General features: G+C 52.8%; 15 protein-coding genes and 1 other RNA gene. 7 read left to right on the top strand and 9 right to left on the bottom strand.

Annotated elements, in window-relative coordinates; translation table 11 throughout:
• Window positions 1-94: 94 nt before the first annotated feature.
• The 6 genes from sufE to sufA form a co-directional block, all read right to left on the bottom strand.
• Window positions 95-508 (bottom strand): cysteine desulfuration protein SufE, encoded by a 414-nt coding sequence (sufE, locus tag ACT3RR_RS07080; RefSeq protein WP_353502422.1) that lies wholly within the window; start codon window positions 506-508, stop codon window positions 95-97.
• 29 nt (window positions 509-537) lie between these two features.
• Window positions 538-1,758: a cysteine desulfurase SufS gene (sufS, locus tag ACT3RR_RS07075; RefSeq protein ID WP_485901058.1), complete on the bottom strand. Its 1,221-nt coding sequence runs from the start codon at window positions 1,756-1,758 to the stop codon at window positions 538-540.
• Window positions 1,758-3,059, bottom strand: coding sequence for a Fe-S cluster assembly protein SufD (sufD, locus tag ACT3RR_RS07070; RefSeq protein WP_496200008.1), 1,302 nt, complete (start codon window positions 3,057-3,059; stop codon window positions 1,758-1,760). The genes sufS and sufD overlap by 1 nt, the downstream gene beginning before the upstream one ends.
• Window positions 3,034-3,780: a Fe-S cluster assembly ATPase SufC gene (gene sufC / locus ACT3RR_RS07065; protein WP_353502425.1), complete on the bottom strand. Its 747-nt coding sequence runs from the start codon at window positions 3,778-3,780 to the stop codon at window positions 3,034-3,036. The genes sufD and sufC overlap by 26 nt, the downstream gene beginning before the upstream one ends.
• A 173-nt stretch (window positions 3,781-3,953) precedes the next feature.
• The gene (sufB, locus tag ACT3RR_RS07060; protein ID WP_396130433.1) at window positions 3,954-5,477 is read right to left on the bottom strand and encodes a Fe-S cluster assembly protein SufB; all 1,524 of its coding nucleotides are present in this window, start codon (window positions 5,475-5,477) and stop codon (window positions 3,954-3,956) included.
• Between the two features lie 30 nt (window positions 5,478-5,507).
• Window positions 5,508-5,879 carry a Fe-S cluster assembly scaffold SufA gene (gene sufA / locus ACT3RR_RS07055; RefSeq protein ID WP_034791152.1) on the bottom strand — a complete coding sequence of 124 codons (372 nt, stop codon included), beginning with the start codon at window positions 5,877-5,879 and terminating at the stop codon, window positions 5,508-5,510.
• 494 nt (window positions 5,880-6,373) lie between these two features.
• Between sufA and ACT3RR_RS07050 the strand changes: the two genes are divergently transcribed.
• The gene (locus tag ACT3RR_RS07050) at window positions 6,374-6,778 is read left to right on the top strand and encodes a hypothetical protein (RefSeq protein ID WP_034791153.1); all 405 of its coding nucleotides are present in this window, start codon (window positions 6,374-6,376) and stop codon (window positions 6,776-6,778) included.
• 99 nt (window positions 6,779-6,877) lie between these two features.
• On the opposite strand, the gene menI is transcribed toward ACT3RR_RS07050, so the two are convergent.
• Together menI and ydiJ are read right to left on the bottom strand one after the other, a co-directional pair.
• Window positions 6,878-7,294, bottom strand: a complete 417-nt coding sequence (gene menI / locus ACT3RR_RS07045; protein ID WP_154145951.1) for a 1,4-dihydroxy-2-naphthoyl-CoA hydrolase — start codon at window positions 7,292-7,294, stop codon at window positions 6,878-6,880.
• Window positions 7,295-7,309: 15 nt separating this feature from the next.
• Window positions 7,310-10,366: a D-2-hydroxyglutarate dehydrogenase YdiJ gene (gene ydiJ / locus ACT3RR_RS07040; protein WP_496200007.1), complete on the bottom strand. Its 3,057-nt coding sequence runs from the start codon at window positions 10,364-10,366 to the stop codon at window positions 7,310-7,312.
• 269 nt (window positions 10,367-10,635) lie between these two features.
• On the opposite strand from ydiJ, the gene ydiK reads away from it, so the two are divergent.
• Window positions 10,636-11,733, top strand: a complete 1,098-nt coding sequence (ydiK, locus tag ACT3RR_RS07035) for an AI-2E family transporter YdiK (protein WP_353502428.1) — start codon at window positions 10,636-10,638, stop codon at window positions 11,731-11,733.
• A gap of 208 nt (window positions 11,734-11,941) precedes the next feature.
• Window positions 11,942-12,052, top strand: an RNA gene (rprA, locus tag ACT3RR_RS07030) — antisense sRNA RprA.
• A gap of 139 nt (window positions 12,053-12,191) precedes the next feature.
• Here the strand turns inward: rprA and ppsA are convergent.
• A complete protein-coding gene (gene ppsA / locus ACT3RR_RS07025; protein WP_353502429.1) occupies window positions 12,192-14,570 on the bottom strand; it encodes a phosphoenolpyruvate synthase in 2,379 nt (792 codons plus the stop codon).
• A 512-nt stretch (window positions 14,571-15,082) separates the two neighbouring features.
• Between ppsA and ppsR the strand changes: the two genes are divergently transcribed.
• The 4 genes from ppsR (at window position 15,083) to ACT3RR_RS07005 (ending at window position 19,725) form a co-directional block, all read left to right on the top strand.
• Window positions 15,083-15,904: a posphoenolpyruvate synthetase regulatory kinase/phosphorylase PpsR gene (ppsR, locus tag ACT3RR_RS07020; protein WP_353503985.1), complete on the top strand. Its 822-nt coding sequence runs from the start codon at window positions 15,083-15,085 to the stop codon at window positions 15,902-15,904.
• 127 nt (window positions 15,905-16,031) lie between these two features.
• Window positions 16,032-17,078, top strand: a complete 1,047-nt coding sequence (locus ACT3RR_RS07015; RefSeq protein WP_496200006.1) for a 3-deoxy-7-phosphoheptulonate synthase — start codon at window positions 16,032-16,034, stop codon at window positions 17,076-17,078.
• A 261-nt stretch (window positions 17,079-17,339) separates the two neighbouring features.
• Window positions 17,340-17,540 (top strand): hemin uptake protein HemP, encoded by a 201-nt coding sequence (hemP, locus tag ACT3RR_RS07010; RefSeq protein ID WP_353502431.1) that lies wholly within the window; start codon window positions 17,340-17,342, stop codon window positions 17,538-17,540.
• A 100-nt stretch (window positions 17,541-17,640) separates the two neighbouring features.
• Window positions 17,641-19,725, top strand: coding sequence for a TonB-dependent hemoglobin/transferrin/lactoferrin family receptor (locus tag ACT3RR_RS07005; RefSeq protein ID WP_496200005.1), 2,085 nt, complete (start codon window positions 17,641-17,643; stop codon window positions 19,723-19,725).
• The last annotated feature ends 51 nt before the right edge of the window (window positions 19,726-19,776 follow it).

Genomic DNA, 19,776 nt, shown 5'->3' with positions numbered 1-19,776 from the left:
GAATTATCAGAATTAAATGGCAAGGGAGGATGGGAGAGGAAGAGAAATAACGTTGCTCATTAGCAGAACATTCCTAACGAGCAACGTGTCGTGATTAGCTCAATTGCTGGGCATTAGCACGAATAGCGCGGATCATCGCTTCAAGCCCTTGCGAGCGTGAAGGCGTAAGATGCTGGCTCAACTCAAGGGCGGTGAAGAAAGGACGCACGTCCAGTTCCACCACTTCCTGCGCTGTCAGACCTTGATACAGGCTGAAGACAATCGCCAACAGCCCTTTAACGATGGCCGCATCGCTATCACCCGCGAAGCTCAGCTCACCCGCCTCGTTAATCTGCATTACAATCCAGACTTGGCTTTGGCAACCGGAGATCAGGTTTTTATCTTGGCGATGTTCATCGGCCAGCGCGGGTAATTGTCCACCCAGTTCAATCACGTACAGGTATTTCTCTTCCCAGTTCGGGCACCGGGAAAAGTTTTTCACTAATTTGTCTTTATCTGGCAAAGCCATAAAAATAGATCCTGATAATAGACTGCGGGTTAACCCAGCAGACGATGAATGCGTTGCAGCCCGGCGACTAAGCGATCGACTTCTTCGCGAGTATTGTACATGGCGAGCGACGCCCGGCACATGGCCGGCACACCGTAAAATGACATCAATGGCATGGCGCAGTGGTGGCCGGTACGGATAGCAATACCGTATTGGTCAAGGAAGCTGCCGACATCGTAGGCATGGTGCTTGCCCAAGTTGAAAGCGATTACGCCGGAGCGAATTGCCGGGCCATAGATGACAATATCAGGGATCTGAGCCATAGCTTCGAGTGCATAACTCATCAGCGACTGCTCGTAATCATGGATCTCAGCAATGCCCAGGTCAGTGACGTAGCTCATTGCCGCGCCCAGCCCCATGATGCCAGCCGTGTTTGGCGTACCCGCCTCAAAGCGCCAAGGCGCTGCGGCAAAGGTGGTGCCTTCGGTTAGGCTGACGTGTTTGATCATCGAACCGCCGCCTTCCCACGGTGGCATTTGATCAAGCAAGGCTTTCTTGCCATACAAAATACCAATGCCGGACGGCCCGTAGAGCTTGTGACCAGACCAGACATAGAAGTCGCAATCCAGCGCCTTCACGTCCACGGTGTGGTGCATCACGGCCTGCGCGCCATCAACCAATACCGTCAACCCGGCCGCTTTCGCCTGAGGAATGATGGTTTCGATTGGGTTCACCGTGCCCAGCACGTTAGAGACGTGGGCCAGCGCCAGCAGCTTAGTGCGCGGCGTGATCAGGGTTTCCAGCTCAGACAGGTCCAGCTCGCCGTTTGGCGTTAAGTGCCAGACGTCGATATGCAGATCGCGCTCTTTCGCCAGCATCTGCCATGGAACGATGTTCGCATGGTGCTCCATCTCAGTGATGATGATGCGATCACCGGCGTGCAGCAACGCGCGGCCAAAGGTGTTGGCGACCAGATTAATGGCTTCGGTCGAACCTTTGACGAACACGATCTCTTCGGCAGAAGCCGCATTGATGAACTCTGCCGCTTGCTGGCGGACATTTTCCATCTGCTCGGTGGCTTCAGCACTTAACGTATGAATGCCGCGGTGAACCGCGGCATAGCCATGCTGGTAGAATTCAAGCTCGCGCTCGATAACCTGATGGGGTTTCTGCGCGCTGGCCGCGCTATCAAGGTAGGCCAGCGGCTGGCCGTTAACTTCGCGGCTCAGCAGAGGGAAATCGTTACGCACTCTTTCCAGAGGAAAACTCATTACTCACCTCGATTTAGTCGGCCAGCAATACGGGCAATGACTACATCGCGCAGGGTTTCGTTTTTGATGGCTTCGGTCAATTCCGCCGCGAAAGCAAAGATAATCATATGCTGTGCGTCCTGGCCGCTGATACCACGCGCGCGCAGGTAGAAAAGCTGTTCGTCATCGATACGGCCCACTGTCGCACCGTGGCTACATTTCACATCATCGGCATAAATTTCCAACTGAGGTTTGGTGTCCACTTCAGCCTGTTTGCTCAGCAGCAGGTTGTTGTTGGTCATTTTGCCGTCAGTTTTCAGCGCGTGTTTTGCCACTTTAATCATGCCGTTAAACACGGCCTTGGCGCGGTCACGCACAATCACTTTATGCAGCTGATTGCTGTTGCAATAGCCTTTGTTGTGTTCGAGATAAGTACGGGTATCGGCAATTTCTGCGTCAACCGGCAATACCAGACTGTTGATGTCCAGATTGCTGTTTTCACCGTTAAGCTGCGCGCTGGTGTTGTTACGGGTCAGACCCGCACCCAGCAAGAAGCTGTGGCTGGCAACGCGTGCGTCACGGCCAATCACTAAATCATTGTGCGAGAAGTGGAAGCTCGCCTGGCTTTCAAAGGCCAGTTTGTAGTGAGTGAAATCCGCGTTGTCGCCAACGTTGACGGTCATACGTGAGCCGGAGAAATGACCTTTGTCACTCAGGCTAACGTAGTGCTCGATCACTTCAGCATTGGCGCCGCTTTCAATCGCCAAGTGGTAGCGATGGTGAACGGTATTAATCTCACGAGCCTGCTCGCGACCGCTGCTGACGTGCAGCAAATAGAGCGGTTTCTCTGCTTGTTTACCCGCAGGCAAACGCACAGACAGGCCGTCTTGCGCCAGACTTTCGGTCAGGTGCAGGAAGACTTCTGACTCAATCGGCTCAGGCAGAGTCTGCTGAACGGAAGGACTCAGTTTTTCAATTTCAAACGCGCCAGTTTGCACATCGCTAAGGTCAGCATCAAAGCGACCATCGACGAACACCAGGCGGTAAGCATCCAGCGGCAAAGCCAGCGCCTTTAACTCTTCAGCGCTCAACGCCTGTGGCTGCGGAGCAAAGAATTGATTACCGAGCAAAGAGGAAACCGGAGTGTACTTCCAGTTTTCAAGCTTGGCGTGTGGAAAACCGATACGCAGAACTTGCTGCCAGTGCGCATGCGCGTGGGCAGAGTTCTCGCCGCCTGCGCTTTCGAACAGGCGATACAACTGTTGCATGGCGTGCGAACTGCCCGCCGCAGGTACGTTACTCTTGGTCTGTAAGCCAGCCATAACCCTGCTCCTCTAACTGTTTAACCAAGGTAAAATCGCCGGATTTAACAATGCGGCCCTGCCACAAAACGTGCACGTAGTCAGGCTTGATGTAGTCGAGGATACGCTGGTAGTGGGTAACGATAACGAATGAACGTTTGCCGTCACGCAGGCTGTTAACGCCGTCAGAAACAATTTTCAGCGCGTCGATATCCAGACCTGAGTCGGTTTCATCAAGGATGCACAGATTTGGCTCAAGAGCCGCCATCTGCAGGATATCGTTACGTTTTTTCTCACCGCCGGAGAAGCCGACGTTGACAGAACGGGTCAGCAAATCTTCTGGCATTTTCAGCATGGCAATTTTTTCTTCGATGAAATCAGCGAAGTCAAAACGGTCCATGGGTGCCTGACCGCGGTACTTGCGTACGGCGTTAACGGCGGTTTGCAGGAAGAAGTGGTTGGTGACGCCAGGGATCTCAACCGGGTACTGGAAGGCCATGAATACGCCTTCGCCTGCCCGCTCTTCTGGGTCCAGGTCCAGCAGGTCTTTACCGTTGAATTCAACAGTACCGTCGGTGACTTCGTAGTCCTCGCGTCCGGCCAGCGTCGCGGAAAGCGTACTTTTACCGGAGCCGTTCGGGCCCATAATAGCGTGCACTTCCCCTGGTTTGATCTCGAGATCAAGCCCTTTAAGAATTTCCTTTTCTTCGACACGGACTTTTAAATTCTTGATGCTTAACATACGTATCCTTGAGTTTGCGCCTGCGCGCTCATAATTCTGTGGTTCTTTCACTGGTTCAGTCGTTCAATTTCCAGCGCTCGTCTAAATCGTCTTCTCACGGGAAAGAAGTGGGTGGACGAGCGGGAAAAGCGTCAGTTCTCTTTATATAGCGTTGTTATATAAGAGAAAGAGAATCACCCGACGCTGTGCTCAAGGCTGATGGCCAGAAGCTTCTGGGCCTCAACAGCAAACTCCAGCGGCAGCTCAGAGAAGACATCCTTACAGAAGCCGTTAACAATCATCGAAATTGCATCGTCTTCGCTGATCCCGCGTTGTAAGCAGTAGAACAGCTGGTCGTCGCCGATTTTCGACGTTGTTGCTTCGTGCTCAAGCTGGGCAGTGTTGTTGCGCACTTCCACATAAGGGAAAGTATGCGCGGCACTGTCTGGGCCGATAAGCATGGAGTCACACTGAGTAAAGTTACGGGCATTCTCAGCCGTTGGCAGAATCTTGACCAGACCACGATAGCTGTTCTGGCTGTGACCGGCAGAGATACCTTTAGAGATAATGGTCGACTTGGTGTTTTTACCAATGTGGATCATTTTGGTACCGGTGTCGGCCTGCTGCTTACCGCTGGTCAGCGCGACAGAGAAGAATTCACCGATTGAGTTATCCCCTTTTAGGATAACGCTCGGGTATTTCCACGTGATCGCGGAGCCAGTTTCAGACTGAGTCCAAGACATTTTTGAACCTGAACCTTCACACAGTGCGCGTTTGGTCACGAAGTTCAGTATCCCGCCGCTGCTGTCTTTACTGCCGGAGAACCAGTTCTGCACGGTGGAATATTTCACTTCGGCATCTTTGTGCAGAATGACTTCAACCACCGCCGCGTGCAGCTGATAGGTGTCGCGCACCGGGGCAGAACAGCCCTCGATGTAGCTCACGTAGCTGCCTTCGTCGGCAATCAGAATAGTACGTTCGAACTGACCGGTTTTCGCCGCGTTAATACGGAAATAAGTGGACAGTTCCATCGGGCAGCGCACGCCTTTTGGTACATAAACGAAAGTACCGTCAGAGGCCACGGCAGCATTCAGTGCAGCAAAGAAGTTATCTTGCGCAGGCACCACGGTACCGAGGTACTTGCGCACCAAGTCCGGGTATTCATGAATGGCTTCGCCGAAGGAGCAGAAAATCACGCCGGATTCAGACAGTTTTTCACGGTAAGTGGTGGAGACGGAAACGGAGTCGAAGATTGCATCGACCGCCACTTCTTTGCCTTCACGAACCGGAACACCGAGCTGTTCGAACGCTTTTTCTACTTCGCTGGTCAGGTAATTTTTGCCGTCAACGGCAGGCACGCCCAGCGCATCGGCCGGCGGCTGCTGCGTGGCACCCGGCTGAGAACCACAGGTATCGTCACAGCTGCCGCAGGAAGGTGCGGAATAGTAGCTGTAATCCTGATAGTCGAGAGGCGTGTAGTACGCTTTCAACCAGTGTGGCTCTTCCATTTTCAGCCAAGCATGATAAGCCTGCAGACGGAACTCCAGCATCCACTCAGGCTCATTGCGCTTCGCGGAAATGGCACGCACCACATCTTCGTTGATGCCAGATGCTAATTCATCGGTTGCCAGCTGAGTGAAGAAGCCTTCCTTGTATTTCGTCTCCTCGCCGACCCAAGACTGCACATTGTCTGGAATTTCTACGTTGCTTCGTGACATGTTGGTTACATCGCTTCGTTTACAATAATGTTAGACACCAAAGCTCTCGCCACAGCCGCAGGCGTGTTGAGCTTTAGGATTATTGAATTTAAATATCTGATTCAGTCCTTCGCGGACGAAATCCACCTCGGTGCCATCAATGAAAGGCATTGCCTTCAGCGGGATGAACAACTTGGCACCATCGTGTTCAAACACCAGATCATCGCCGGCTGGCTGTTTAGTCAGATCAAGGACATACGCGAAACCCGCGCAACCCGACTGCTTCACAGAGAGCTGTAGCCCTTTAACTTCTGGATCTTGGTTGATTAGCGTCTTGACCTGCTTAGCCGCAGAGTCAGTCAACGTCACACCTTTCCAAACATTCTCATCTAAAGAGAACGTGCCGACTGTTTCAGTTTGCATCTGTCCTACCTCATCGTTTCAGGGTCATAGACAAGACCTATTGTGCCTATTCTAGTGATAACAGGTATCACTTCAACCTCTTGTTTTAAGAGGGTATAGCGATTTAGCGCGAGGAACTTCACTCTACGCAGCCGCTTTCCAAGGCTGGCCGCTGGCGGGTCTTCAACACCGCGACCATCAACTAATTGAATAAGTTGTCAATTTTTTGTTAAAAAAAACCAAACTGCCGATTTTCTATATAAAAAAATAATGTTCCTGATAACTATTATAAAACATTCATCGGAAATACCTATTTATGAATTCGTTCTTTTATAGTCAGGAAATGCCTTTTTTCGCCCCTATTTCCGCAGTTTTTACAGGGGTATTCCGGATTTTTATGGCTAATAAATTGACCAATAAAAAATCCCGTTGGCTAATTGATCACTCGCCGCTTTGCAAATATGATAAGTTCCACTTTGATAATGGTTATCATTCACAAAACTGGACTGCTGCTAATGACTCAATCGGTTAATGCATGGCTGCAAACTAAAATCGACGAATACAAATTCAGCGTGCGTGATGCCACGGTAGATTTTTATATGGCGGAAGCCGCGCTGCAAAGAGTGGATGCCGAAATCAGCCAGCTCAAGCGCTTCAACAGTATCTGTCTGGACATGGCGAACATGTGCCTGCAAAACGGTGATGACCACAGCTACCTTCACGCGCTGTGTAAATTACATAACCGGCTTATTTTAGAAATAAATACCGCTCACCGTAATGAGCTATTCCGCGTGCAGAGTTATCACTTTGCCCGCCATACGTTAAAACTGATTTGTCACTATTATGCCATGATGGGCATCTGGGACAAAGCGACAGCCTTTCAAACTGACTTTGTAAAACGCGTCCCCTTTCAGCTTTAGCGTCAATTCAATCAATTAGCCCCATGGCTTGCCGCCAATAAAAAGGCAGACATAGCGAAATATGTCTGCCTGATGCACATCTATTAACATTTCAGTCGATCAATCGATGATCATCGTGGTTAGCCGCGAAATGCAGCACAGCCTCTCCTGCTCGTCGAAAATCTCAATCTGCCACACCTGGTTACGCCTGCCGGTGTGCAGTGCGCGGCACACGCCCTTCACCCTGCCCTTGGTTGCCGAGCGCAGGTGGTTGGCGTTGATCTCGACGCCCACCACTTTCTGCTCGCCCTCGCTGCACAGGTAGCCCGCCATCGAACCCATCGACTCCGCCAGCACCACGGAAGCGCCGCCGTGCAACAGGCCGAACGGCTGGGTGGTCCTTTGGTCGACAGGCATGGTGGCCTCAAGGTGGTCGTCAGCCAGCAGCGTGAACTCAATGCCCACGTGCCCGACCATGCAGCCCTGCCCGCTGGCGTTTAGCGCCTCAAGGGTGGTTTGCCGTTTCCACAATGTCATAGGGTTTCCTTTCCGTTAAGGGATCATTTCCAGCAAGGCTTGCAACGGATGGCGCAGCCCATTGCCTTCAATACGTTTTACCTGACTGCGGCACGAATAGCCGGTCGCCAGACAGCGCTGGCGCGGCAGGCGCTGTAAGGATTGGTGCCATGACAGCTCGTAAATACCTAGCGAGTTTTGGATATTCTTGCTCTCGTGGCCGTAAGTCCCCGCCATGCCGCAGCAGCCGACGCTGACGTTTTCCAGCTTGGCGCCGTAGCGAGCGAAAATATCCCCCCACTGCTTGCCGCTGGTAGGCAGCGCCGTGCTTTCCGTACAGTGGCCGAACAGATACCAAGACTCGCCGCTTTGCTGCTGCTCCGGGCGATCCGCCAGCAAGGTGCTCAGCCACTCGTGGACCAATTGCACCTCAAACGAGCCGCGCGCTTCGCCCAGGATCTCTTTGTATTCATCGCGATAGCAAAGCACCAAGGCAGGATCGACGCCCACCAGCGGCATGCCCAACTGCGCCACGCGGTTGAGGAAGATGGAAGTTTTCTTGGCGGTTTTGGCGAAACGCTGCAAGAAGCCTTTGATGTGCTGCGCCTTGCCGTTCGGTGAAAACGGCAGCAAGACGGGCTTCAAGCCCAGCTTCTCTACTAGCCGCACGAAATCGGCCACCACCTGTGCATCGTAATAGCTGGTGAAGGGGTCCTGCACAATCAGTACATACTGGTTGCGCTGGGCAGGACTAATTTTCTCCAACTGCTCCAGCGTCATGGTGGTCGCGTTATGCCCCAGCAGCTGTTGGCGCAGGGTTGGCGTAGATAGCAGCGGCAGATCGACCATGCCGATGCTTTTGCGACTCATATCTCGCACCCAAGGCTGGCTAAAGAAGAAGTTGAACACCTTCGGCGCCTTCGCCATCAGCGGCGTATAGCTTTCCACTCCGGCGACCAAATGGTCACGCATCGGGCGAAGATAGCGCGTGTGGTAGAGCTGCAAGAAGCGCGAGCGGAAGCCCGGCACGTCGATTTTTATCGGGCACTGGGTCGAGCAAGCCTTACAGGCCAGACAGCCGGACATCGCCTCTTTCACTTCATGAGAGAAATCGTACTCGCCCTTATTGGCATGCCAGGTATTGCGCGTCCGATCGATAAGCCCGCGGAAGCTCATTCCTTGCTGCGGCAAGGCATTTTCCAGCGCCAGCGGATCTACGCCCTGCTCTGCCAGCAGACGCAGCCATTCGCGCACCAGGCCGGCACGGCCTTTCGGCGAGTGAATGCGGCTGCCGGTAATTTTCATTGACGGGCACATCGGGCTTTTCACATCAAAGTTAAAGCACAGGCCGTTGCCGTTACACTCCATCGCGCCACGGAAGGACTGGCGAACCTCGAGAGGAATGCGTCGATCAAAGGTGCCGCGCTTGACCGCGTCCACTTTCATCATCGGCTCGTCGTTGTCTAAAGGCGCACAAATCTTGCCGGGGTTGAGCCGATTGTCCGGGTCGAAGACCGATTTAATGCGGCGCAGCTCGTGGAACAGCTCTTCGCCGAAGAACGCCGGGCTGTATTCGGCGCGGAAGCCTTTACCATGCTCGCCCCACAACAGGCCGCCGTATTTGGCAGTTAACGCCACTACTTGGTCGGAAATCTGCTTCAGCAGGACTTCTTGTTGCGGGTCACACATATCCAGAGCCGGGCGGACGTGAAGCACCCCGGCGTCGACGTGGCCGAACATACCGTAACTCAGGTTATGACTGTCGAGCAGCGCGCGGAATTCAACAATATAGTCAGCCAGATGCTGCGGCGGCACGCAGGTGTCTTCGGCAAACGGCAGCGGCTTGGCCTGCCCTTTGGCATTCCCTAGCAGGCCGACGGCCTTTTTGCGCATATTGTAAATACGCTCAATGCCTGGCAGGTCGGCGCAAATCTGATAGCCAATCACCCCGGCTTCGCCGTCGCTGATTAAACTGTCGAGGCGTTCACAAAGCGATTCAACCTGACGCTCGATCAACACGCCGTCATCACCTGCGAACTCGACAATATTCAGCCCCTGCATGTCTTTGCCGGGGACGTCGGTAATGTAGTCACGCACGGTGTGCCAGACGATATCTTCCCGCGCCAGATTCAGCACTTTGGAGTCGACCGTTTCCACCGACAGGGCATTGGCCTCAACCATCAGCGGCGCATTGCGCAGCGCGGAGTTGAAAGAGTCATATTTAATATTGACCAGACGGCGCACTTTCGGGATTGGCGTGATGTTCAGCCGCGCTTCGGTAATAAAGGCCAGCGAGCCTTCTGAACCCGTGAGGATGCGAGTCAGGTTGAAGTTTTGCAGGTCGTCGCTTAATACGTGGCGCAAGTCATAACCGGTGAGGAAGCGGTTAAGTTTGGGGAATTTTTCGATAACCAGCGCGCGGTTGTCGCGGCAGCTATCTAACACGGTGCGATAAATCCGACCAATCACCGAATTCTCTTCACCCAGCTTGTCAGCCAGCGCCGTCGGCATGGAGGTGGTGTCGAGCATCTCGCCGCCAATCACAATCGCCCGCAGCCCGAGAACGTGGTCTGAGGTTTTGCCATACACCAGTGAACCCTGACCCGAGGCGTCGGTGTTGATCATGCCACCCAGCGTCGCGCGGTTACTGGTCGACAGCTCAGGGGAGAAGAAATAGCCGAGTGGGCGCAAATAGTCATTCAGCTGGTCTTTAATCACCCCGGCTTCAACCTTCACCCAGCCCTGCTCGACGTTAACGTCAAGGATGCGATTCATATGACGGGACATATCAACCACAATTCCCCGGTTTAACGATTGCCCGTTGGTGCCAGTACCACCGCCGCGCGGGGTGAATACCAGAGATTTGAAGCGCTCCTGCCCGGCGAGGCGCGCCAGCAAAGCCACGTCAGAGGTCGCCATTGGGAACAGCACGGCATCCGGCAGCAGCTGATAGACGCTATTGTCGGTCGCCATCGTCAATCTATCGGCGTAGCTGGTTGTCACATCGCCGGTGAACCCGTCTTTTTTTAACGCTTCCAAAAAATCGAGCACCAGTTGAATGACGCCGGGTGCCTGTGAAATCTGTGGGATCATTTATTTCGACTCTATTTTGTTGTTGTTTGCCGGGCCCTGTTCATTACCCGACATAAAAACTAACATACTTCGTTTTCAAGCGCTTCGTCTGCGTAAGGTTGACTATAATCATCCACCGATAGCGCCTGCGCGCACAGATGTCTGGTGCAACAAAAAGTGCGATCTATTGTCCAAAAATGAAGAAATGCTCCATGCTTATCCAGTTATGAAAAGCAGTACTTGTCCGTAATATGTGGGCTTAAGCCTTGTTTTTACTATGAGAACCAAGAATGAATCTCCCGATGAAGCGTTATGATTTACCTCAAATTATGTTTGGGGTGCTGTTTATTGCTCTGATGACGGTGGCCAGTATTTGGGTTGTTCAACCCTTTATTTTAGGCTTTGCTTGGGCTGGCATGGTGGTTATCGCCACCTGGCCGTTAATGATCAAATTGCAAAGATTGCTCTGGGGTAAGCGTTTTCTGGCGGTGATAGTGATGACGCTGCTGTTAATTCTGCTTTTCGTTTTACCTATCGCACTGCTGGTCAGCAGCGCGATTGAAAATGGTACACCACTGGTCGAACTCGCCAGCAACCCTTCAAGCCTGCATATGCCGGACTTTAAATGGCTACAGGCTATCCCGCTGGTGGGACACAAGCTCTACAGCGGCTGGCACTCGCTGATTAACGGCGGCGGTAGCGCGTTGATGGGTAAGGTTCAGCCATATGTCGGCCAGACTGCCTCGTGGTTTGTCACTCAGGCCGGGCATTTGGGTCGCTTCATCGTCCACTGTTCTCTGATGCTGCTATTCAGCGCCCTGCTTTATAGCCGTGGCGAACAGGTTGGCATGGGCATCCGCCACTTTGCCATCCGCCTGGCAGCCGATCGCGGCGACGCGGCGGTTATCCTTGCGGGTCAAGCCATCCGTGCTGTCGCGCTGGGCGTGGTAGTTACTGCGATTGTGCAGTCCGTATTGGGCGGCATTGGTTTAGCCATCGCCGGTATTCCTTACGCTACCGTGCTGACCGTGGTGATGTTCGTCTGCTGCGTAGCGCAAATCGGGCCACTGCTGGTGCTGATCCCGGCAATCGTCTGGCTGTACTGGACCGGCGACAATACCTGGGGCACCGTGCTGCTGGTGTGGAGCTGTGTGGTGGGTTCACTCGACAACGTGCTGCGTCCGGTCCTCATCCGAATGGGCGCTGACTTACCGATGCTGCTGATTCTATCAGGGGTTATCGGTGGCTTGTTCGCCTTCGGCATGATTGGTCTGTTTATCGGTCCGGTCGTTCTGGCAGTCTCTTATCGCCTGATTTCCTTATGGGTTAACGAAGCGCCAGAACCTGAGAAAAACGTCGATCAGGTGGTAAAAGCGCTCGACGAGTAAGACTTAAAAACGCCGCCTGCACGCGCTTTAACCAAGCGTTTTGCAGGCGGCATTTTCTCTTCTTTTACCCCCTCGCAATAAAACTTCCGCGCAATTTCTCTTTGGCATTTTTCTCATTCATAAATCCAGTTAATTAGTTAACTATCGAAATAATTACTATTAAGAGTATTCTTACAGACTGAAAGACTATGCAACCCTAGTATTGTTAACAGTTTGGATTTCAACCTCCTGATTTATATGCAAGCTTTCCCCTAGCTGGCATAAAACGAAATTGCTGTGTGTAGTCTTTGCCTGTCTCCAATGACGGGCCTTTTTTTGTCCATCATTCAGCAAATCGCTCGAAAAACCCTCCTCTTATTTACCCCCACTGATCCCTTATTTTGGCTCTTTGGCCATAAAAAAAGCCGTGGCTTAGGGCCACGGCTTATAAGTGTTGGGAGTTCAGCAATACTTGCCGATTATTTCTTTTCTGCCAGCGCCAGCCAGGTTTGCACTACGGTGTCTGGGTTAAGGGACAAGCTGTCGATCCCCTCCTCCATTAACCATTGCGCGAAGTCCTGATGGTCAGAAGGCCCCTGCCCGCAGATACCCACGTATTTGCCCTGTTTCTTGGCGGCTTTAATTGCCATCGACAGCAGTGCCTTGACTGCCTCGTTGCGCTCGTCAAAGAGTTCAGACACCACGCCAGAATCTCGGTCAAGGCCCAAAGTCAGCTGGGTCATGTCGTTAGAGCCGATTGAGAAGCCGTCGAAGTGCTCGAGGAATTGCTCAGCCAGCAAGGCGTTGGAAGGGATCTCACACATCATGATCACTTTCAGGCCATTTTCGCCACGTTTCAGACCTTGCCGCGCCAGCTCGGCCACCACGGCTTCAGCCTGCGCCACGGTACGCACAAACGGGATCATCACTTCAACGTTCGTGAGATCCATATCGTTACGCACTCGCTTCATGGCTTCACACTCGAGGGCGAAGCAGTCGCGGAAGTTGTCCGACACATAGCGGCCCGCGCCACGGAAGCCCAGCATCGGGTTTTCTTCGTGTGGCTCGTACTTCTCGCCACCCACCAGATTGGCGTATTCGTTAGACTTAAAGTCAGACAGACGCACAATCACGCGTTTTGGCCAGAAGGCCGCGCCAAGGGTGGCGATCCCTTCCGTCAAACGCGCCACGTAGTATTCACGCGGGCTATCGTAACCTTGAATAAGCTTGCTGATCTCTTCCTGCAATGCCGGTTCCTGCTGGTCGAATTCCAGCAAGGCTTTTGGATGCACGCCGATCATGCGGTTGATGATGAACTCAAGACGCGCCAGCCCCACCCCTTCATTCGGCAGACAGGCAAAGTCGAAGGCGCGGTCAGGGTTACCGATGTTCATCATGATTTTCAGCGGCAGCTCTGGCAGTTCGTTAACTTCCGAACTTTGCACGCTGAAGTCCAGCTCATCTTCGTAGACATAGCCGGTGTCGCCTTCGGAGCATGATACCGTAACTTTCTGGTTTTCTTTTAGCCTCTCAGTGGCGTCGCCGCAGCCTACCACCGCCGGAATGCCCAGTTCACGGGCAATAATAGCCGCATGGCAGGTACGCCCGCCGCGATTGGTGACAATCGCCGAGGCTTTCTTCATGATCGGTTCCCAATCGGGATCGGTCATGTCAGTGACCAAAATGTCACCGGCTTTAACATGGTGCATTTCGCTGATGTCATGGATGATTTTCACCGGACCCGCGCCAATGCGATGCCCGATAGCACGCCCTTCCACCAACACTTTGCTGCTGCCATTGAGCTGGTAGCGCTCCATCACCTGCCCGTTAGAACGGACGGTCTCTGGGCGTGCCTGCACAATGTAGAGTTTGTTATTGTGACCATCCTTGGCCCACTCGATATCCATCGGCCGGCCATAGTGTTTTTCAATTAATAATGCCTGACGCGCTAACGCCTGAATCTCTTCATCGGTCAGCGAGAAGCGATCGCTTAGCTCAGCGGGCACATCTTCAATCTGCACCTGCTTGCCGTGCTCTTGGCTGTCGGCATAGACCATGCGGATCTTTTTTGACCCCATGGTGCGGCGCACGATGGCCGGTTTGTTTTTGGCAAGCGTTGGTTTGTGGACGTAGAACTCGTCAGGGTTCACCGCGCCCTGAACCACCATCTCGCCCAACCCGTAGGCGGAAGTGATGAACACCACCTGATCGAAACCGGACTCAGTATCAATGGTGAACATGACGCCTGCGGCGGCCAAATCGGAACGCACCATGCGCTGAACCCCGGCGGATAGCGCCACGCCGCGATGGTCATAGCCCTGATGCACGCGATAAGAGATCGCACGATCATTAAATAAGGATGCATACACGTGCTTGATAGCCGTCAAAATGGCATCAAAGCCCTGTACGTTAAGGAAGGTTTCCTGCTGGCCAGCAAACGACGCGTCTGGCATATCTTCGGCAGTGGCGGAAGAGCGCACGGCGAAGGAGGCGTCTTTTTCACCTTCAGACAATTGCTGATAGGCCTGGCGGATATCTTTTTCCAGCTCTGGCTGGAAAGGTGTTTCCACAATCCACTGACGGATCTGCGTGCCGGCTTTGGTCAACTGGGCAATGTCGTCCACATCAATGCTATCGAGCAAATCGTGGATGCGCGTGTTGACGCCGCTCTGGTCCAAAAAGTCATTAAAGGCTTTTGAACTGGTCGCAAAGCCATTGGGTACGGATACGCCCAAATCAGACAGATTGGTGATCATTTCCCCCAAGGACGCATTCTTACCCCCGACCTTGTCAACGTCGTTCATACCTAACTGGTTGTACCAGATAACATTGCGTAAATCGGGTTCGAGATTGGCCATGAAACAATCCTTTCTTAATTTCAATAGGCTGCTGACGAATAAGCAGACTAATAGTTGATGTACGGAAATTGGCGTATTACTGAAAAACGGTCAGTTATTTCAGACTAGCATAGAGAACAATAATCTTTGGACAGGTGAATCGATCCAGCAACTGAAACTATTTCTGTTTAAGAAAATTCCAAAGCTGACACCATCCAGCTTGCTGTAAAAAACCAGTAATCCCTTACAAATCAGGAAGACATGCAACACATTCTCCTCTTGCCAACCACCTTACGCCTAATGCTGAAGCTCTGCTGAAGCAAATCAAAACTCTGCGCAACACCTCGGAAAAAATAAAATGTCATTTCATTTTTCTCAGTCAATTTGCGCAATATCTCGCAAAGTTTGCGCAATAAAATTCTTCTGCTTTTTATTTCCACCCAATAAGACTATTACTGTTTATCTAATGCGAAAGATAAATGAAAATGCTGGCTGAGCGAGCTTGCCGAATTAACGAAATTCAGGAGTTTTATGTGGATAGATGTGTATTTTACATTTCGGATGGTACTGCCATTACTGCGGAAGTGTTGGGGCACGCGGTCCTTTCTCAATTCCCGGTTAATGCGACAACCTTCTCGCTGCCCTTTGTGGAGAATGAAGGACGAGCCAAGGCCGTCTGCCAGCAAATCAATGATATCTATGCAAAGACCGGCGCTCGCCCGCTGGTCTTTTATTCCATTATCTCGCGCGAAGTGCGCGATATTATTGCCAGCAGCGAAGGCTTTTGTCAGGACATCGTGCAGTCATTGGTTGCGCCATTGCAAAATGAGCTAGGCGTTGAACCTACCCCCGTTGCCAATCGCACTCACGGCCTGACGGCCAGCAACATCACTAAGTATGACGCCCGTATCGCGGCCATTGACTACACGTTGGCCCACGATGACGGCATATCACTGCGCAATTTAGATCAGGCTCAGGTCATTTTGTTGGGCGTATCACGCTGTGGCAAAACCCCCACCAGCCTCTATTTAGCCTTACAGTTTGGTATTCGCGCGGCAAACTACCCGTTTACCGCCGATGACATGGACAACATTCAGCTTCCTCCGGCCCTTAAGCCTCATATGCATAAGCTGTTTGGCTTGACCATCAACCCGGAGCGCCTCTCCGCGATTCGTCAGGAACGCGTGGAGAACAGCCGCTATGCTTCGCTGCGCCAATGCCGAATGGAAGTGTCAGAAGTTGAAGCCCTGTTCCGCAAAAATCAAATACGTTATCTGAACAGTACAAACTATTCGGTAGAAGAGATTTCGGCCAAAATAATGGACAGTTTCGGCATGAGCCGCCGGATGTTTTAAGAGCTTTTAATGACGTAGACGGCATAACCTGCCGTCTACAGTTGAAATCATCTAGTTTTGCGTTATTGTGATCGCCATCACTTCCCGGTATTCCTGCCGTAGCGAAGAAACACATTTCGAGAATCACATGTCACAAACAGATGAACTGCGTACGACGCGCATCGACAGCCTGATCACACCTCAGGCACTGGCGGAAAAACTGCCAGTTTCCTCGTCGGTCGCCAATAACGTGACAACGTCACGCAAGCGAATTGAACAGATAATTTCCGGTGAAGATCCCCGTCTTTTAGTGGTCGTCGGCCCCTGCTCTATTCACGATATCGAAGCTGCCATTGACTATGCCGGGAAGCTCAACGTTCTGCGTGAACGTTATAAAGACCGACTGGAAATCGTCATGCGCACCTATTTTGAAAAACCGCGCACCGTGGTCGGCTGGAAAGGATTGATCTCCGATCCCGAGCTGAACGGGACTTTCCGCGTCAACCACGGCATCGAGCTGGCGCGCAAAGTGCTGTTGGCGGTGAATGAGTTGGGAATGCCCACGGCCACTGAGTTCCTCGATATGGTGATCGGCCAGTATATTGCCGACCTGATTAGCTGGGGAGCTATTGGCGCACGCACCACCGAGAGCCAGATTCACCGTGAAATGGCGTCAGCTCTCTCTTGCCCGGTAGGCTTTAAAAATGGCACTGACGGCAACACACGCATCGCCATCGACGCAATCCGAGCTTCTCGCGCCAGCCATATGTTCCTCTCTCCGGACAAAACCGGGCAGATGACTATCTACCGCACCTCGGGCAACCCTTACGGCCACGTGATCATGCGCGGCGGTAAGACGCCAAACTACCACGCGGCCGACCTACAGGAAGCCTGCCGCAATCTGGCCGAGTTCGATTTGCCTCAGCGTTTAGTGGTCGATTTCAGCCACGGCAACTGCCAGAAGCAGCACCGCCGCCAGTTAGACGTCGCTAAAGACATATGCCAGCAGATTCGCGCGGGTTCAACCGCCATTGCCGGTATCATGGCGGAAAGCTTCCTTGAAGAAGGCACCCAGCCGATTGTCGCAGGTCAGCCTCTCACCTATGGCAAGTCGATCACTGACCCTTGTCTGAACTGGGAAGATACTGAGACCTTAATCAACATGCTGGCCGAGGCGGTGGATAGCCGTTTTTGATAGTTATCCCAATTATCTGCGCTAAGTCACGCAAAAGGGCAACGCAGGTTGCCCTTTTCAATGAGCAAATTTTATCCCCACGGTAGAATATCTTTCGCCCCGTCCGCTGATTTTCCTCACAGTTTTTACCTTTCCCCTCCCCTAAATAGGGTTAACCCTCAGATAACTGACGATTTAACATCAGATTTCTCTTGATGTGTTGTGTCAATGATTTGATAATGATTCTCACATTGATATTAATTGCTATTAACATCTGTAACTATGAATGACAAAACTCAACCCATTTCGCCTCATGCTATCGGCAACTCGCCACTGGATAGCCATGGGGAAAATACCGAGGGTGCAATCTGCATTTCGAGTGCAGATCTGCTGGGTGATGCTGGCGTAGCGACCATTATCCATCAAGGGCAACGCTACCAACTGCGTCAGACCAAGGCCGGAAAACTGATACTGACTAAATAACCGGTTTACCCTTTTAACTTACCCGCCAGCCACCCAGGTCTAAGGATCAAGGCAGCCAGCAAATCTTATTGATATGTGAAAACATACGGAGAATTGCCCCATGCTTCATACCCTTACCACACGGCTGCGTTTTTCAACTTTGAGCCTGGCGATTGCCTGCGCTCTGCCGATGGTAGCCCAAGCCGACACCACGCCAGTCACAGCAAAAAACAGCAAAGGTAGTACTGATACCAGCAAGAAAGTGTCTGAAGACACCATGACCGTTGCTGCCACAGGCAACCCGCGCGATAGCTTTGAAGCCCCTATGATGGTGACCGTCATTGATGGCACCAGCGCGGAAAGCCTGACTTCCTCTTCTTCCGCCGACATGCTGCGCCGCGTTCCGGGCCTGAGCATTTCCGGCACAGGTCGTACGAATGGGCAAGACATCTCGCTGCGCGGCTATGACCGTCGCGGCGTACTGACCCTGGTCGACGGCATTCGTCAGGGGACCGACACCGGCCACCTCAACAGCACCTTTATTGATCCGGGCTTGATTAAGCGCGTAGAAGTGGTGCGCGGCCCGTCGGCCTTGCTGTACGGCAGCGGCGCACTGGGCGGCGTAGTCTCTTATGAAACCGTTGATGCCGCTGATTTGTTGATGCCGGGACAGGACATGGGTTATCGCGTATTCGGCACCGGCGCGACGGGCGACCATAGCCTTGGCATGGGTGCCAGTACCTATGGCAAAACTGATAATTTCGACGGTTTGCTCTCTTTCGGCACCCGCGACGTGGGTGATATCAAGCAGAGTGACGACTTCAATGCGCCTAACGATGAGAACATCGGTAATGTGTTGGCGAAAGGCACCTGGCAGCTCGACCCGGCCCAGTCTCTGAGTGCAAATCTGCGTTACTACAATAACAACGCGAAAGAGCCAAAAAACCCGCAAACCCCGGCAGTCTCTAGCGGCAACGTGTGGACCGATCGCTCAACCATTCAGCGCGACGCCCAGCTGAGCTACAACCTGAAGCCGGAAGATCAGAACTGGCTCGATGCCAAAGCCACTGCTTACTATTCGGATATCAATATCAATGCGCGCCCTGAAGGCACGCCGGAAGAGAAGCGCAAGCAAACTACCAAGGGCGCTAAGCTTGAAAACCGCTCTCGGGTCTTCACCGACAGCTTTGCCGCCAACTTGCTGACTTACGGCACCGAGGCTTACAAGCAAGAGCAGACGCCGGGCGGCGCAACCACCAGCTTCCCGCAGGCAGACATCAACTTTGCTTCAGGCTGGTTACAGGATGAAATCACCCTGCGCGACCTGCCGGTTTCTATTCTGGCCGGTACTCGCTATGACAACTATCGCGGCAGCAGCGACGGCTATGCCGACGTTGACGCCGACAAGTGGTCATCCCGTGGCGCGTTGACCATTAACCCGACCGACTGGCTGATGGTGTTCGGCTCCTATGCACAGGCTTTCCGCGCGCCGACCATGGGCGAAATGTACAACGACTCAGTGCATTTCAGCATCCCAATGGGCCCGACCACCATCGTCAACAACTGGGTGCCAAACCCAAATCTGAAACCTGAAACCAACGCCACGCAGGAATACGGCTTCGGTCTGCGTTTCAACGATTTGATGATGGCCAATGATGACCTGCAATTCAAAGCCAGCTACTTCGACACCAACGCAAAGGATTACATCACTACGGCAGTGAACATGAAGCTTGGCGTTGGGCGTACCGGGCCTTACTGCATCGATTGCAGCACCTACTCCACCAATATCGACCGCGCTAAGCTGTGGGGCTGGGATGCCATGATGAGCTACAAAACTGACCTGTTCTCATGGGACGTGGCCTACAACCGCACTCGCGGTAAAGATGAAGCCACCGGCAACTGGATTGACAGCATCAACCCAGACACCGTGACCAGTAGCCTCGACGTGCCTATCGCGCAATCCGCCTTCTCTCTCGGCTGGGTGGGCACTTTTGTTGAGCGCTCAACCCACGTCAATACTGGCACGGCGCAGCAAGCGGGCTATGCCATCAATGACTTCTATGTGAGCTATAAAGGCCAAGACAGCTTGAAAGGCATGACCACCGCCGTGGTGCTGGGCAACGCCTTCGACAAAGAATCGTATTCACCACAGGGCATTCCACAAGACGGCCGCAACGCTAAGTTGTTCGTCAGCTATCAGTGGTAATGGCACTGTAAGGCACCCCTAAAATCGCCCGGCCTCGTTCCGGGCGCTATC

This window comes from Ewingella sp. AOP8-B2-18, from assembly GCF_052376015.1.
GTDB lineage: Bacteria > Pseudomonadota > Gammaproteobacteria > Enterobacterales > Enterobacteriaceae > Ewingella > Ewingella allii.
Note: the sequence above shows the minus strand (reverse complement) of the source record. Positions and strands in the feature narration are given on the sequence as shown.

Excerpts from the sequence above, each read along its gene's own strand:
- ACT3RR_RS07015 (WP_496200006.1), top strand. The coding sequence starts at position 16,032 with ATGTCACAAACAGATGAACTGCGTACGACGCGCATCGACAGCCTGATC.
- sufS (WP_485901058.1), bottom strand. The coding sequence starts at position 1,758 with ATGAGTTTTCCTCTGGAAAGAGTGCGTAACGATTTCCCTCTGCTGAGC.
- ppsA (WP_353502429.1), bottom strand. The coding sequence starts at position 14,570 with ATGGCCAATCTCGAACCCGATTTACGCAATGTTATCTGGTACAACCAG.
- ydiK (WP_353502428.1), top strand. The coding sequence starts at position 10,636 with ATGAATCTCCCGATGAAGCGTTATGATTTACCTCAAATTATGTTTGGG.
- menI (WP_154145951.1), bottom strand. The coding sequence starts at position 7,294 with ATGACATTGTGGAAACGGCAAACCACCCTTGAGGCGCTAAACGCCAGC.
- sufB (WP_396130433.1), bottom strand. The coding sequence starts at position 5,477 with ATGTCACGAAGCAACGTAGAAATTCCAGACAATGTGCAGTCTTGGGTC.
- hemP (WP_353502431.1), top strand. The coding sequence starts at position 17,340 with ATGAATGACAAAACTCAACCCATTTCGCCTCATGCTATCGGCAACTCG.
- sufC (WP_353502425.1), bottom strand. The coding sequence starts at position 3,780 with ATGTTAAGCATCAAGAATTTAAAAGTCCGTGTCGAAGAAAAGGAAATT.
- ACT3RR_RS07005 (WP_496200005.1), top strand. The coding sequence starts at position 17,641 with ATGCTTCATACCCTTACCACACGGCTGCGTTTTTCAACTTTGAGCCTG.
- ydiJ (WP_496200007.1), bottom strand. The coding sequence starts at position 10,366 with ATGATCCCACAGATTTCACAGGCACCCGGCGTCATTCAACTGGTGCTC.
- sufA (WP_034791152.1), bottom strand. The coding sequence starts at position 5,879 with ATGCAAACTGAAACAGTCGGCACGTTCTCTTTAGATGAGAATGTTTGG.
- sufE (WP_353502422.1), bottom strand. The coding sequence starts at position 508 with ATGGCTTTGCCAGATAAAGACAAATTAGTGAAAAACTTTTCCCGGTGC.
- ACT3RR_RS07050 (WP_034791153.1), top strand. The coding sequence starts at position 6,374 with ATGACTCAATCGGTTAATGCATGGCTGCAAACTAAAATCGACGAATAC.
- sufD (WP_496200008.1), bottom strand. The coding sequence starts at position 3,059 with ATGGCTGGCTTACAGACCAAGAGTAACGTACCTGCGGCGGGCAGTTCG.